Here is a 13,338-nt window from a genome sequence, read left to right on the forward strand (position 1 = left end):
TTAGTATAAATCAATATAAAAAGAAAGAGGTTGTCCCAACATGTTGGACAACCTCTCTATTATTACGATAATACAGCTTTAATTTTTTGGAATGCCCACTCTAAATCTTCTTCAGAGATTACTAGAGGTGGTGCGATACGAATTACGTTTTCGTGTGTTTCTTTACATAGTAGACCAGCTGCTTTTAGTTGTTCACAGTAAGGACGAGCTGGCTCGTTTAATTCGATACCGATGAATAAACCTTTACCGCGAACTTCAGTGATCATTGGGTTATCAATTTCTTTTAATTGCCCAACTAATTTTTCTCCTAATTGAAGAGAACGCTCTGTTAATTTTTCTTCTTCTAAAACTTCAAGAGCTGCGATAGAAACAGCACATGCAAGTGGGTTACCGCCGAATGTAGAACCATGAGAACCTGGCTCAAATACACCTAAAATGTCGCGGTTTGCTGCAACACAAGAGATCGGGAACACACCGCCGCCAAGTGCTTTACCAAGTATGTACATGTCAGGAGTTACATCGTCCCAGTCACAAGCGAATACTTTACCAGTACGGCCTAAGCCTGTTTGGATTTCATCTGCTACGAATAAAACGTTTTCTTTTTTACATACTTCAAGAGCTTCTTTTAAGTAACCAGCTGGTGGGATGTTAATTCCTGCTTCACCTTGAATTGGCTCTAAAATGAATGCTGCTGTGTTTGGTGTAATTGCGGCTTTTAATGCTTCTAAATCACCGTAAGGAATTACAATGATGCCAGGAAGCATTGGACCAAATCCACGCTTGTACTCTTCATTTGAAGACATAGAAACAGAACCCATTGTACGTCCGTGGAAGTTATCTTCACAAACGATGATTTCAGCACGGTTTGCTTCTACTTTCTTCACATCATAAGCCCAGCGACGAACTGTTTTAATTGCAGTTTCAACAGCTTCAGCACCTGTATTCATTGGAAGTACCATTTCTTTATTAGTTAGTTTCGCAACTTTTTCGTACCAAGGACCTAATTGATCGCTATGGAAAGCACGAGAAGTTAACGTAACACGATTAGCTTGGTCAATTAAAGCGTTAATAATTTTCGGGTGACGATGACCTTGGTTTACTGCAGAATATGCACTTAATAAGTCCATATAGCGGTTTCCTTCAGGATCTTCTACCCAAACACCTTCTGCTTTAGAAATAACGATTGGAAGTGGGTGATAGTTATTTGCTCCATATGTGTCTGTAAGTTCGATAATATCCTTAGTTTGAATCATGATTGTTCCCCCTTTTGTTATTACAAGAAGTTTGTAAATACTCTAAATATTATAGCATTTAAATGTAAAAAAGCGAAACATTTCCTGAAAATAAATGAACATGTTATCATATAGAGTGAAAAAGTGTGAAAAGAGGAGGTAAGGGATACGATGGTACATATGCATATTACAGCATGGGCGTTAGGTTTAATTTTATTCTTCGTTGCGTATTCACTTTATTCAGCAGGAAGAAAAGGTAAAGGTGTACATATGGGGCTTCGTCTTATGTACATTATCATTATTGTGACAGGTTTCATGTTGTACATGGGGATTATGAAGACTGCAACAAGTAACATGCACATGTGGTATGGTTTAAAAATGATAGCTGGTATTTTAGTTATCGGTGGAATGGAAATGGTTCTTGTGAAAATGGGCAAGAACAAAGCAACAGGGGCAGTTTGGGGGCTATTTATTGTTGCATTAGTAGCAGTATTTTACCTTGGACTGAAATTACCGATTGGTTGGCAAGTATTTTAATAAAGAAAATAAAACCACCTTATAATCTCAAAGACTTGGGAGCTAAGGTGGTTTTTACTTTTTATGTCGCATCGATATGTAACTCTTCTCCATTTACTTTCGTAAAACGGAACATGTTTTTATTGGATGTAGTGTGACGGACGAAATGATGCTGTAGTGTACAGATCATCTCTTCGTTATCAAACAAAAGAATATTTACTCCTTCGCGTGACTCCTCTTTCGGTAAGAAAGATAAATAATTATGACAATACATGCAATCATATAAAGAGTAGTGAAGTGATTGCAATGATTCGGTTAATAATGTGAACACAGAGTCAGGTAATTCCTCGAGCCATTCATTATAGCTAAGAAGTAATTTTTTTCGAATACGTATCATTTCCCCGTTTTGCAGGTGGTGCTGTTCGTTGGCGATTTGTAATATATCTTGTTCATAGAAACGAGCTGGTAGCCAGTTGTTGTTATATAAAATCTCAAAACCATCTTCGGCAATATCTTCTAATAAAAATGCTTCATCATTTTCATCATCAAAGAATACCCATTCATTGTTTATATATTCTACATTACCGACTGTATGAGCGCGGGGCTGGTTATATAAAATATGGTTACGTTGTATCATACATGATTTCTCCTTTATAAAAAGTAGTTATTCCTGTTATAGACAGTTCGTGCATTCTTTATAACTAGACACATCTAGACATAGGTGGGCATACAATAAAACACGTTTTACTGAGTGAGAATGCTATTCCATATGTGGATAGTAGGTTATCGTCAAGTTTTCCATTTTTTGATCCGCACTCTTAGGGTGGGGATTACTGCACGTTCAAGAAAAGAAATAAGATGGAAGGATGATTTATATGTGCGGGATTACAGGATGGGTGGATTATAAACGCTCATTAGAAGGAGAAAGAGATGTCGTTACGAAGATGGCTGAGACGTTAGCCAAACGTGGGCCGGATGATAATAAAGTTTGGATTAAAGGCAATGTCGCATTTGGGCATAAACGTTTAATCGTTGTGGACCCTGAGGGCGGGAAACAACCGATGACTTGTTTAAAAGATGAAACGAATTACGCCATTTGCTATAACGGTGAACTTTATAACACAGAAGACATTCGAAAGGAATTATTAAGAAGAGGATATACGTTCAAAGGTCATTCTGATACAGAAGTATTATTAGCTTCTTATATTGAATGGAAAGAAGAATGTGTCGATCATTTAAACGGTATATATGCGTTTGCTGTATGGGATGAACAGAAAGAACAAGTATTTATTGCGCGAGATCGACTAGGTGTAAAACCGCTATTTTATAAATATGATAGTGGGCGATTACTATTTGGTTCAGAGTTAAAAGCGATACTGGCTCATCCAGATGTGAAGGCGGAAGTAACGTTAGAAGGGTTATCCGAAATATTCGGCCTCGGACCGTCAAGAACGCCTGGCCATGGTATTTATGCTGGTATAAAAGAATTACGTCCAGGTCATGCGATGACATTTTCAAAGAACGGTTTATGTATATGGAGATATTGGAATGTAGAAAGTAAAAAACATGAAGACTCTTTTGAAGAAACAGTAGAGAAAACGCGCTTTTTATTACAAGATGCCATTACAAGACAGCTTGTTTCTGATGTACCACTATGTACTTTTTTATCAGGTGGTGTAGATTCGAGCGCTATTACAGCTATCGCAGCGAAAGAATACGAGAGATTAGGAAAAGGGCAATTACACACGTATTCTATTGATTACGAAGATAATGACAAATACTTTAAAGCGAATGCGTTCCAGCCAAATTCAGATGCTCCGTTTATTAATTTAATGACTGAGACATTTCAAACAACCCATCATCGCTGCGTCATTTCGAATGAAAAATTAGCAGAGTATTTAACTGAAGCAGTACTCGTTCGTGATTTGCCTGGTATGGCAGATATCGATTCGTCATTATTATGGTTTTGTCGTGAAATTAAACAAGATTTTGTCGTCGGTTTATCTGGGGAATGTGCAGATGAAATATTTGGTGGATATCCGTGGTTTTATAGAGAAGATGATTTACAATCGAGTGCCTTTCCGTGGATGCGCTCTACAGAAGCACGTGAACAACTGCTAAAGAAAGAATGGAGAAATAAATTAAATTTACAACAATATGTACAAAGGCGCTATGAAGAGTCGATTCAAGAAGTTCCTATTTTAGAGGGAGAAAGTCCGCTAGAAGCAAAAAGACGCCAATTATTTTATTTAAATATGGTATGGTTTATGACAACATTATTAGACAGAAAAGACCGCATGAGTATGGGGGCAAGTTTAGAAGTACGTGTTCCATTTGCAGATCATCGCCTTGTCGAATATGCGTGGAATATTCCTTGGGAAATGAAAATGTATAAAAACCGCGAAAAAGGTCTATTACGTAAAGCGTTAGAAGATGTACTTCCACATGACATCTTATATAGAAAGAAGAGTCCTTATCCGAAAACGCACAATCCACACTATACAAAAGCAGTAATAGTATGGCTTCAAAATCTATTAACGGATAAAGGTTCAATTTTACACGAATTGTTTGATAAAGAGCAGTTGAACGGATTAATTCAGTCTGGTGGCAGTGCATTTCAAACACCATGGTTTGGTCAATTAAACACAACCTAACTACATCAAATGAATACAGTTAGGCTGCGGTTATTTTATTTTGAAATCTGTAACCTTTATTACTGGTGCAATTGGATTCTTACCTACACGAGCAGGTTTTGTTACATCAACTGTAATGGAAGATACAATTGCATTTACTGCTGCTTTCTTGGATTCGTTGTTTAAATTGAACCATTCATCTTTCAACTGATTTAAAAGTTCTTTTATTTCAAATGAAGATGCTGTATCTGTTATATTAGCCAGTTGTTTTTGAATTATGTTCTCTTCTTGGGTCAGTGTTAACATATCTTTTTTATATTCGTTCTTAGGAATATCTCCTTCTATGAACAGATATTTTAAACGTGCTTTCTTATCTTGGATTCTATTATACTGTTCTTGTAAATTACTTAACTCTATTGGTTTCTCTTCAGTATCATCAAGATCAACGATTGCATCTTCCAAGAGGTTTAGAAATTCTTTTTCGATTACATCCTCTGGAACTTGAGGCATGTCACATGTTCCCTTATGATGCCTTGAACTACATCTATAGCTCATTACAATTCTATTATGGCTTCTTACTTGTTTATTTCCTAAAAAATGTTTTCCGCATCTTGCACATCTTAACACATTCGAGAATACGAAAAAATTATGCAACCTAACTTTTCCTATCTTTCTACTATCTTGTATTTGTTGAACCGTATACCAGGTATCTTTATCAATAAAACTTTCGAAATCCTTTTGGGCAATATCGGTTAAAATATCTTCTCCCCAGCGAATTTTCCCTATATAAATTGGATTATTTATAATATAGCGTACTGCATCATAATTAAATAGTTTCCCTTGCTTGGTCTTTACACCACGACTGTTTAAAGATTTTACGATGCTTATTATACCTTTTGTTTTAAACATCTCGAATATGTATTTTACAATTTCAGCTTCAGTATGATTGATATATAGGTTTCCTTTGTTTAGGTCATATCCCATGGGCGCTTTAGCTCCATTTCTCAGACCTAATTCAGCCTTTTTTTGCATGGAGTCTCGTACACGTTCCGCTGTGGTTTCTCGCTCCCATTGTGCAAGTGTCGCAACTAATGTAATAAACATTCTTCCAGTAGCGGTTGTTGTATCAAATATTTCTGTACTACTCTTAAATTTAACATTATATTCATCCATTGTTTTTAGAATAGAATGTAGGTCTGACACAGAACGAGTGAAGCGATCTAATCTGTAAACAAGAATAATATCAAATTGTTTTTTCTTCATATCTTTTATCATTTGTTGAAAAGCTGGTCGTTCTGTATTTTTTGCGCTATATCCCTCGTCACAGTAATCATTTACTACTACCCAACCTTGCGATTTAGCGTATTGTTCAAGACGAAGTCTTTGCATGTCTAATGAAATGCCTTCTTCAACTTGCATGTCAGTGGATACACGTCTATAAATGACACATTTCATTTGCATATACTCCTTTCTTAACTAATTTTCTATATCATATGTTTCATCAGAACTAATTAGACAAATGTATGAGTCAACTATTTGATTGACTATTAGGCCCAGTGAGAAATTCTCACTGTTTATCCAACTGAATGAAATCATATAGTTCTTCCATATTCACGTTAAGTTGAGAAGCAATATTCTTAGCGGTTTGATAAGACATGATTCTATCATTATTTGCATAAGAATGCACTTGTTGTTTTTTCATACCTAGCTTTAATGCTAGGTCTACTTGTGTTATTTTCTTCTCTTTTAAAATTTCATTCAGTCGGCATTTGCCGACTACATACACTGTTTCACCGCCTAATTACTGAATGATTGGACTCACACTGTATAAAAACTTACCAATTATTTTTATATCTTCACAATTATCTCGCGAGAATTGTTGATCCTTGAAACTTTCATCATGAGAATAAGGTTCAAGTATCATTAAGTCAGTAAACTTATATACTTTTTTCAGAGTTGCATAATGACCATTCACAATCACAGCAGCAATTTCTCCATTTTCCACATCAGGTTGTTTTTTTAGTACTGCGTAATGACCGTTGGGAACAATTTTATTCATGGATTCACCGTTTACTACAAGTCCAAAAAGTTCATCAACATTATTTGTTTTATATGGAGGGGCAATTCTATCAACTATATTTTGTACAGCTTCTATTGGGGTACCAGCCGCAATTTTTCCTATAACAGGTATTGTATTATTAAATTGGTTGTCAATCTCTTCAATTTTTAATTTCTCTAATTGAGCTTGAGCTGCTATATATAATTTTGTTAATTCCTGACCATCAATATCTTTTTTTAGCCCATGTACAATTTCATTTCTTTCTTCTGAAATTAATTGCAATACACCATCTACAATATCGGCTTTTTTATTTTTATAAGTTGTATCAATATCAGCTTTTGTTACGCCGAATACGGCAGCCATTTTCTCAAGAACACCTGAACTTGGTTTAGCTCTGTAATTCATATAATCACTTAGTGTACTTCTTGCAATACCAATTTGACTAGCCAATTCAGATTGAGTCATATCATTTTCTTTTAAATACTTTTTTATGTTTTTAACTATAGTTTCTTTTTGTAAATCAGTCATGATTTCACCTCCTATATTGATTACGTTTTTAATATATCATATTACGAATAATTCGTAAAGTGTACGTTTTGTATGGTTTTTTCGTACTTTTGTATTGAAATTACATAAAATTAGTAATACAATGAATCTCGAAGGAAGGGGGTTGCAAGATGGATTATTTCAAAAGAACATTGAATGAACTTAGAGAAAGTGCAGGGTTCAATCAAGCAGAACTTGCGGATATATTAGAAGTATCCCCAAAAACGTTATGGTTATATGAACAAGATTCAACTAACATGCCAGATGAATTAATCAAAAAGTATATGTACTTATTTGATATTCCTTACGAGGATATATTTTTTGGACCTAAGTACGAAAAATTCGTACAGGTAAAAAAACGTGTCAAGGAAAGAGCGAGCGTTTTAAAAAATATCGTTTCATGAAATTTTGCTATAAATGGATAGTCCTACTGTCCCACATACATATAAATGCATTGAGGTGATAGAGGATGAGTAAGGAACAAATTATTCGTGATGAATATGGATATGTGGTAAAAGTAATCCTTACAAAAGAACAGTGGAAGAAGTTTTTAACACCGTTGATACCAGCTGCACGGGAGCTAATCATCCAAAGGAAAGTGGAACAACGAAATAGGCAAAGTGAAAGTAAATAATTTTTTTAACGTATTTGCGAAATTTGACGATAAATGTTTGTTCTACAAATCAAAGGAGAGTGAAGAAAAATGAATGGAGTATTTTCCGCAAGTAGACTAATGAAAGCATCTCAAGTACGTCAGCAATGTGCTGAGATGCGAAAGAGTCCAGCGTTGTTACTTATTACTGAATTAGAAGCAAAGTGTCAGCTAAGAAAAATGAACCGTAAGGATTCAACTCGAAGGGAGGTGAGTTAATTGAAGGAAGTAACGTTGGTTTTTAAATCAGGTGCAAAAGTTAGTTTTACTGCAGCACAATTTAAAACAATTATAAATGGATTTGGTTCTTTAACGAAAATTGAATTGGACACAAAAGGATTAAGCAAACAGTTGGTCCATCTCAATAAACATAATATCGATGCAATATTTGTGGAAGACATTGCTGAAAAGGAAATGGTTAAAGAACCTGATCATCCAATTGAAGATTTCTATGGTTGTGAAATTAAGCAAGATGATAGGTATTTTATGTTTGGACAGAATGCCGTACTTGAAGGGAATCTAACGAATTACTTAATTGCGGAACAAAATGTTGAATGCTTTCGAGCTGTATAAAAGTAGAAACCGCCAGTTGGGGCTGACGGTCTAATAAAAACACATGTTGAGGTCATTATAGCATGAAATTTGGTGATGTAAATGAAACTATTTCCGCACCAAGATAGAGCGCTGAACGATACATATAAACATAATCGCGTTGCGTACTACCTTGATATGGGGCTAGGAAAGACCTTTGTAGGCTCTGAAAAAATGTGGGAACTGAATACACCGTATAACTTATTAATCTGTCAGAAGTCTAAAATAGACGACTGGAAAGAGCATTTTGAACAACATTATGACTACAAAGTAATTGTGTTCGACAAACAACGTATGGAAGAAATTCCAGAAGAAAGTGTGTTAATCGTCAATTATGAGCGAGCTTGGAGACGTGATGAGTTATTGAAGCTAAATAACTTCACACTCATGTTGGACGAGTCTTCAAAAATTAAAAACGATAAGTCTAAACAAACTAAGTTCATTTTGAAATTGAATGCTGAAAACATCATATTGCTATCGGGAACACCGACAGGTGGAAAGTATGAAGAATTATGGTCACAACTTCACTTGTTAGGTTGGAAGATTAATCAAAAGCTGTTCTTAAAGCAATTTGTGGTCCAGGAATGGGACGACAGAAATAGTAAGTACAAGATCACCGGCTATAAAAATGTCGAACGTTTAAAAGCGAAATTAAAGCAATATGGTGCGGTGTTTATGAAGACCGAAGAAGTATTTGATTTACCAGAAACAACAGATGTGAAAGTAAAAATCCCTGGTACCAAATTGTATAAGGAATTTAAAAAACATCACATTGTTGAAATTGGTAAAGAGTTACTTCTTGGTGATACACCTGCAGCAAAGAAATTGTATTTACGACAATTAGCTGGAAGTTATAACGAAAACAAACTGCAGTATGTAAAAGACCTGGTTGAAAGTACGAATGACCGAATCATTATCTTTTACAACTTTAAAAAAGAATATGAAGCATTAGTGGATCTAATTGAAAAACCAATTAGTACAGTTAACGGAGGTCTCAAGGATTTAAATGCTTATGAGAAATTCGAAAACAGTATAACGTTGATTCAGTATCAAGCTGGAGCGATGGGATTAAACCTACAGAAAGCCAATAAGATTGTTTATTTCACGCTAACAGATAAGAGTGAGTTATTTGAACAAAGTAAGAAACGAACACATCGTATTGGACAAGAAAGACCTTGTTTCTATTATTACTTGCTTACAGATGGATCAATAGAATGGCGCATGTTAGATGTACTAAAAGAGCGCAAGGATTACACAGATGCGTTATTTGAGAAGGAGGAAGATACAAATGAATGAAGTACAAGCTTTTGAAAATAAATATTTAGCGGTTATGACCGCAATTGCTATTCATACACAACAAGAAAAGAATCTTGCAGCACAGTCTAAAAAGTTAAAGGAAGAACTTGAAAAAGCAATGGACGAACATGGTATTACGTCTATTGATAACGATCTGATCAAGATTACTAGAGTTGAAGCTACTACCTCAACATCGCTAGATGTAACGAAATTAAAAGCTGAAGAACCACAGTTATATGGAGAGTTAATTGGTGATTATCCGAAAGTATCGAACAGAAAAGCCCATGTGAAGTTTACGGTGAAGTAAATGAGAGAGTCAGCGTTTCAAAAACAAGTCATTAAGTTTTTAAAAGAAAAAGATGTTTGGCACGTGAAGTATTGGGCTGGTAGTCAGTACACCAAAGAAGGTATTCCAGACATCCTAGCGTGTATCGATGGAGTGTTTCATGGAATCGAATTAAAAACGGATGTTGGTGTACCTAGCAAATTACAACTGTATAACATTCGCAAGATAAATGATTCAGGCGGTGAAGCTTACATTTTAAGGCCGAAGGACTTTGAGTCATGGAAAGAAAGGTGGTTTAAGTGACACAGTACTCTTATTCACGAGTATCACTATTCAATGATTGTCCGTATCATTTTGGACTACGATACATCGATAAACTCACGGAAATTCCTGATTTAACAAGGGCTGATAATGCTTTAATCATTGGTCATGCATTACATACAGGAATTGAACATGATGTAGAAACAGCGTTAAACGAATACTATAATTCATTTCCAGTAATGAATGATGCAATTGTAGAAGAATCTATGAAACTTGAAATTTTGATTCCAAAAGTACATGAGTTTCTTGAGAAAAATTTCGCAGATTGCGAGTTGATCCATGAATATAAAATCGATAAACCTAACTACATTGGATTTGTTGATTTAATTGTACAAGCTCCTGATGGTACCTGTATGGTAATTGATTTTAAGTATTCTAATCACATCAAGAATTATATGGACAGTGCTCAATTGCACATATATAGGGATTACTTGAAGCAAGATGGATTCAATGTTGAAAGACTAGCATACTTGTTTGTTCCTAAAACGAGTATTAAACAAAAGCAAGATGAAGATTTACACACGTTTAGAAAACGGTTGGTTCAAGCAGTTGAAGAATCAAACCTTACTTTTGTACCAATTAAGTTCGATGATATGAAGACAATTTACTTTCTGAATAACATTGATGAAATTGAAAAAACAAAAGACTTTTCCAAACGTAATACAAGTAAAAACTGTTTCGCTTGTAACCCACGATTCAGACCAAATTATTTAGAAGCAATTGAAAATGCTAAAGGAGAGATTGAAATGATTTTACCTAAAAATTTACGTCGTGAAAGAAAGATTGATACGAAGCCAGACTTATGGATCTATGCGGATAGTTACACTGGTAAGAGTACCTTTGTAGATAAAGTAGAAAACGTATTGTTCTTAAATACGGATGGTAACACAGATAATACAACTGCACCTGTTATTTCAATTAAAGATGAAGTAACGAAAAAGGGCCGTGTTACAAATCGTAAATTAGCCTGGGACTTGTTCTTGGATGTAGTTGCTGAATTAGAAGCTGAGGAAAATGATTTTGAAGCTGTATCAATTGATTTGGTCGAAGACCTTTATGAATATTGCCGTGTGTATGTATTTGATAAAAACGGATGGGAGCATGAATCAGATGGATCTTACGGCAAAGGTTGGTCAATGGTAACAACTGAATTTAATAATGCCATGAAACGTTTAAAAGCGTTAGGCTACCAAATCATTTATATCAGTAAAGAAAAGGTTGAAGAATATACGCTTAAAGGTGGAGCGAAGCGTACAACGTTCAAGCCAAATATCAATGATAAAGTAGCAAACTTCCTTTCTGGAACAGTTGATTTAACATTACGTGCTTATGTTGATTCAGATGATAAACGATTCTTACAGCTTGCAAAGAAACAAAATGTATTCGGTGGCGGTCGTTATGACTTCCAAGTGGATACAATCCCATTAGATATGGAAGCATTCATTGAAGAGTTAACCGCAGCACAAGGAGATACTGCAGGTAAAACTGAAAAGCCAAAACGTGAGCGTAAGAAAAAAGAAGCCGAACTGAAAGAAGGTGAGGTGCCCAGTGAATCTGATTCAGATATTGAAAACACTGAAGAAGAATCTCCTACTTCTAAGCGGAAGAGAACTAGAAGAAACGTTGAAGTTAACGAAGAAGCTGAAACGGATAGCAAAGAAGAAGAGCCTGCAGACGAAAAACCGAAGCGTGAAAGAAAATCACGTAAAGCAGTAGAAGAACCGGCAGCTGAAGAAAAACCAACACGTCAGCGCCGTCAACGTAAGCCAGTTGAAGATGATACACCGCCGGGTGAAGCAGATGGTAATGCACCGACTGAAGAGGAAGCGCCTAAACGTAGAACTAGAAGAAAGAGAGGAGAATAATCATGGCAGTAAAAGAACTGAATTCAAAAGAAAAACATTATGCAGATACTCGTGAAGAAGCAGAAGAAATCGTTGAGGAAGCGAAAGATGATGTGTATTTAAAATCATTCCAAATCAGTGAAAAGCACAACAAATACGGTACTTACTTCTTGGTGGATTTAGCTTTTAGTTATGATACACCGCGTGAAATTATGGAAAGTGCTGCAGCTAGGAAAGAAGTAGAAGAACATAGTGAACCACATGAAGGTGTGGAATACAGTGTTAATCCGGATGGGACGACGAAAGTTGTTCCTGGGCAATTAGAAATGGATGAACTAAATGAAAACGAAGGAGACGAAGAATAATGGCTGAGAAAAAATTTGACTGGGGTAAATTTGATAAGAAAGTAGATTTAGAAGCGTTAGCTGCAGATGTGCAAGAAGTAGAAGAAAACGGCGGTGGCGGAGACTTTGAAAAGGTTCCAGACGGTCAGTATGAGGTGGCAGTTGAAAAAATGGAACTTACTGAATCCAAAAAAGGTGATCCAATGCTTATGATCTGGTTCAACATCGTTGATGGTGAATTTGAAGGTCAAAAGATTTTCTATTACAAAGTAATGCAGCCACAAAATGATAAAGCATGGGGATATCAAGTTCATCAAAACAATGAAATGTTACGTAAACTTTGGGATTGCAATGAGGAAGATGTTAAGTTTACTAGCTTTGGAGAGTATGCGGATTTAGTACTTGATATTCATGAGGAAATCGATGGTCAATTTGAATACTTACTAAGTAAAGAAACAGATAAAAATGGCTTTGATCAATTCAAGATTTTAGAAGTGTTTGAAGTTGAATAAATGAATAAGGGGAGCCGATGAGCTCCCTTTTATTTTGAAGAATGTACTAAGAGTTTAGTTGATGTGTCAATTTTCACAGCGTCATCACCAGCGAAAACAGCACCTTTATCTAGGAGACGCATGTAGAAACTTGTAGTCATATCTACGATATAAAGTTCATATCCGTATGATTCAGTTATTTTTAAAATTTCATTAATTAATCCAAATCCAATACCCTGATTACGGTAACTTTGCGGAATAAAGATATTTGGAATATGGACCTGTTTAAACTCTTCGCTAACTAAAACGTTAAGGACTAATGTTCTAGTAAGAGTACTAGGAGTTTGTTGAGCATGTACTTCGAAACCGTCTTCAGAGTGCTCAAGATGGTGTGAGTACATCTTACGATAAAGAGGTTCAAGCCAAGAATTAGTGCTTTGAATAAGTGCTGATTTAATGTTCAAGTGAAAAACCTCTCTTTTTTAATTATTTTAGCATAATGCTTGATTTCAAATTTATCATAAAAC

General features: G+C 35.4%; 18 protein-coding genes. 12 read left to right on the forward strand and 6 right to left on the reverse strand.

The annotated features are described in order from the left end of the window. Positions 1 to 62: 62 nt before the first annotated feature. On the reverse strand, positions 63 to 1,253 hold the full coding sequence (gene rocD, locus N2V79_RS05820) for an ornithine aminotransferase (protein ID WP_097903944.1): 1,191 nt from the start codon (positions 1,251 to 1,253) through the stop codon (positions 63 to 65). 150 nt (positions 1,254 to 1,403) lie between these two features. On the opposite strand from rocD, the gene N2V79_RS05825 reads away from it, so the two are divergent. Further along, entirely contained in the window at positions 1,404 to 1,769 is a 366-nt protein-coding gene (locus tag N2V79_RS05825) for a YisL family protein (protein ID WP_340719664.1), read from the forward strand. 61 nt (positions 1,770 to 1,830) lie between these two features. Here the strand turns inward: N2V79_RS05825 and N2V79_RS05830 are convergent, their stop codons facing one another. Continuing rightward, complete coding sequence (locus N2V79_RS05830; protein ID WP_000616066.1) at positions 1,831 to 2,385, reverse strand: DUF2777 domain-containing protein; 555 nt, start codon at positions 2,383 to 2,385, stop codon at positions 1,831 to 1,833. Between the two features lie 238 nt (positions 2,386 to 2,623). Between N2V79_RS05830 and asnB the strand changes: the two genes are divergently transcribed. Next, a complete protein-coding gene (gene asnB, locus N2V79_RS05835) occupies positions 2,624 to 4,402 on the forward strand; it encodes an asparagine synthase (glutamine-hydrolyzing) (RefSeq protein ID WP_340719665.1) in 1,779 nt (592 codons plus the stop codon). Between the two features lie 30 nt (positions 4,403 to 4,432). Here asnB and N2V79_RS05840 read toward each other — a convergent pair whose 3' ends face one another. From N2V79_RS05840 to N2V79_RS05850, 3 genes are all read right to left on the reverse strand, one after another. Continuing rightward, entirely contained in the window at positions 4,433 to 5,836 is a 1,404-nt protein-coding gene (locus N2V79_RS05840; RefSeq protein WP_086422203.1) for a recombinase family protein, read from the reverse strand. Between the two features lie 112 nt (positions 5,837 to 5,948). Beyond that, complete coding sequence (locus N2V79_RS05845; protein ID WP_086422202.1) at positions 5,949 to 6,167, reverse strand: helix-turn-helix domain-containing protein; 219 nt, start codon at positions 6,165 to 6,167, stop codon at positions 5,949 to 5,951. Positions 6,168 to 6,182: 15 nt separating this feature from the next. After that, positions 6,183 to 6,968 (reverse strand): LexA family transcriptional regulator, encoded by a 786-nt coding sequence (locus N2V79_RS05850; protein ID WP_340719666.1) that lies wholly within the window; start codon positions 6,966 to 6,968, stop codon positions 6,183 to 6,185. 149 nt (positions 6,969 to 7,117) lie between these two features. Here N2V79_RS05850 and N2V79_RS05855 point away from each other — a divergent pair, with 149 nt between their 5' ends. The 10 genes from N2V79_RS05855 (at position 7,118) to N2V79_RS05900 (ending at position 12,832) form a co-directional block, all read left to right on the forward strand. After that, a complete protein-coding gene (locus N2V79_RS05855; RefSeq protein WP_072179783.1) occupies positions 7,118 to 7,390 on the forward strand; it encodes a helix-turn-helix transcriptional regulator in 273 nt (90 codons plus the stop codon). Positions 7,391 to 7,455: 65 nt separating this feature from the next. Next, positions 7,456 to 7,620: a hypothetical protein gene (locus tag N2V79_RS05860; RefSeq protein ID WP_340719667.1), complete on the forward strand. Its 165-nt coding sequence runs from the start codon at positions 7,456 to 7,458 to the stop codon at positions 7,618 to 7,620. Between the two features lie 69 nt (positions 7,621 to 7,689). Beyond that, positions 7,690 to 7,857 (forward strand): hypothetical protein, encoded by a 168-nt coding sequence (locus N2V79_RS05865; protein ID WP_340719668.1) that lies wholly within the window; start codon positions 7,690 to 7,692, stop codon positions 7,855 to 7,857. Next, positions 7,858 to 8,211 (forward strand): YqaI family protein, encoded by a 354-nt coding sequence (locus N2V79_RS05870; RefSeq protein ID WP_340719669.1) that lies wholly within the window; start codon positions 7,858 to 7,860, stop codon positions 8,209 to 8,211. 81 nt (positions 8,212 to 8,292) lie between these two features. Then, complete coding sequence (locus N2V79_RS05875) at positions 8,293 to 9,525, forward strand: DEAD/DEAH box helicase (RefSeq protein WP_340719670.1); 1,233 nt, start codon at positions 8,293 to 8,295, stop codon at positions 9,523 to 9,525. Next, complete coding sequence (locus tag N2V79_RS05880; RefSeq protein WP_042596685.1) at positions 9,518 to 9,832, forward strand: hypothetical protein; 315 nt, start codon at positions 9,518 to 9,520, stop codon at positions 9,830 to 9,832. The genes N2V79_RS05875 and N2V79_RS05880 overlap by 8 nt, the downstream gene beginning before the upstream one ends. Beyond that, positions 9,833 to 10,114, forward strand: coding sequence for a nuclease (locus tag N2V79_RS05885; RefSeq protein WP_086422198.1), 282 nt, complete (start codon positions 9,833 to 9,835; stop codon positions 10,112 to 10,114). After that, positions 10,111 to 11,997 carry an AAA family ATPase gene (locus N2V79_RS05890; protein WP_340719671.1) on the forward strand — a complete coding sequence of 629 codons (1,887 nt, stop codon included), beginning with the start codon at positions 10,111 to 10,113 and terminating at the stop codon, positions 11,995 to 11,997. The genes N2V79_RS05885 and N2V79_RS05890 overlap by 4 nt, the downstream gene beginning before the upstream one ends. 2 nt (positions 11,998 to 11,999) lie before the next feature. Beyond that, positions 12,000 to 12,341 (forward strand): organic solvent tolerance protein OstA, encoded by a 342-nt coding sequence (locus tag N2V79_RS05895; RefSeq protein WP_340719672.1) that lies wholly within the window; start codon positions 12,000 to 12,002, stop codon positions 12,339 to 12,341. After that, complete coding sequence (locus N2V79_RS05900; protein ID WP_340719673.1) at positions 12,341 to 12,832, forward strand: DUF669 domain-containing protein; 492 nt, start codon at positions 12,341 to 12,343, stop codon at positions 12,830 to 12,832. The genes N2V79_RS05895 and N2V79_RS05900 overlap by 1 nt, the downstream gene beginning before the upstream one ends. Before the next feature lie 29 nt (positions 12,833 to 12,861). On the opposite strand, the gene N2V79_RS05905 is transcribed toward N2V79_RS05900, so the two are convergent. Beyond that, positions 12,862 to 13,275, reverse strand: coding sequence for a hypothetical protein (locus N2V79_RS05905; RefSeq protein WP_340719674.1), 414 nt, complete (start codon positions 13,273 to 13,275; stop codon positions 12,862 to 12,864). Between the last annotated feature and the right edge of the window lie 63 nt (positions 13,276 to 13,338).

This window comes from Bacillus sp. CH_70 (assembly GCF_038007045.1).
Lineage (GTDB): Bacteria > Bacillota > Bacilli > Bacillales > Bacillaceae_G > Bacillus_A > Bacillus_A cereus.

Bases quoted from the DNA above. Each gene is read 5' to 3' on its own strand.
- N2V79_RS05855 (WP_072179783.1), top strand. From the start codon at position 7,118: ATGGATTATTTCAAAAGAACATTGAATGAACTTAGAGAAAGTGCAGGG.
- N2V79_RS05880 (WP_042596685.1), top strand. From the start codon at position 9,518: ATGAATGAAGTACAAGCTTTTGAAAATAAATATTTAGCGGTTATGACC.
- rocD (WP_097903944.1), bottom strand. From the start codon at position 1,253: ATGATTCAAACTAAGGATATTATCGAACTTACAGACACATATGGAGCA.
- N2V79_RS05900 (WP_340719673.1), top strand. From the start codon at position 12,341: ATGGCTGAGAAAAAATTTGACTGGGGTAAATTTGATAAGAAAGTAGAT.
- N2V79_RS05830 (WP_000616066.1), bottom strand. From the start codon at position 2,385: ATGATACAACGTAACCATATTTTATATAACCAGCCCCGCGCTCATACA.
- N2V79_RS05865 (WP_340719668.1), top strand. From the start codon at position 7,690: ATGAATGGAGTATTTTCCGCAAGTAGACTAATGAAAGCATCTCAAGTA.
- N2V79_RS05860 (WP_340719667.1), top strand. From the start codon at position 7,456: ATGAGTAAGGAACAAATTATTCGTGATGAATATGGATATGTGGTAAAA.
- N2V79_RS05875 (WP_340719670.1), top strand. From the start codon at position 8,293: ATGAAACTATTTCCGCACCAAGATAGAGCGCTGAACGATACATATAAA.
- N2V79_RS05885 (WP_086422198.1), top strand. From the start codon at position 9,833: ATGAGAGAGTCAGCGTTTCAAAAACAAGTCATTAAGTTTTTAAAAGAA.
- N2V79_RS05825 (WP_340719664.1), top strand. From the start codon at position 1,404: ATGGTACATATGCATATTACAGCATGGGCGTTAGGTTTAATTTTATTC.
- N2V79_RS05850 (WP_340719666.1), bottom strand. From the start codon at position 6,968: ATGACTGATTTACAAAAAGAAACTATAGTTAAAAACATAAAAAAGTAT.
- N2V79_RS05895 (WP_340719672.1), top strand. From the start codon at position 12,000: ATGGCAGTAAAAGAACTGAATTCAAAAGAAAAACATTATGCAGATACT.
- N2V79_RS05840 (WP_086422203.1), bottom strand. From the start codon at position 5,836: ATGAAATGTGTCATTTATAGACGTGTATCCACTGACATGCAAGTTGAA.
- asnB (WP_340719665.1), top strand. From the start codon at position 2,624: ATGTGCGGGATTACAGGATGGGTGGATTATAAACGCTCATTAGAAGGA.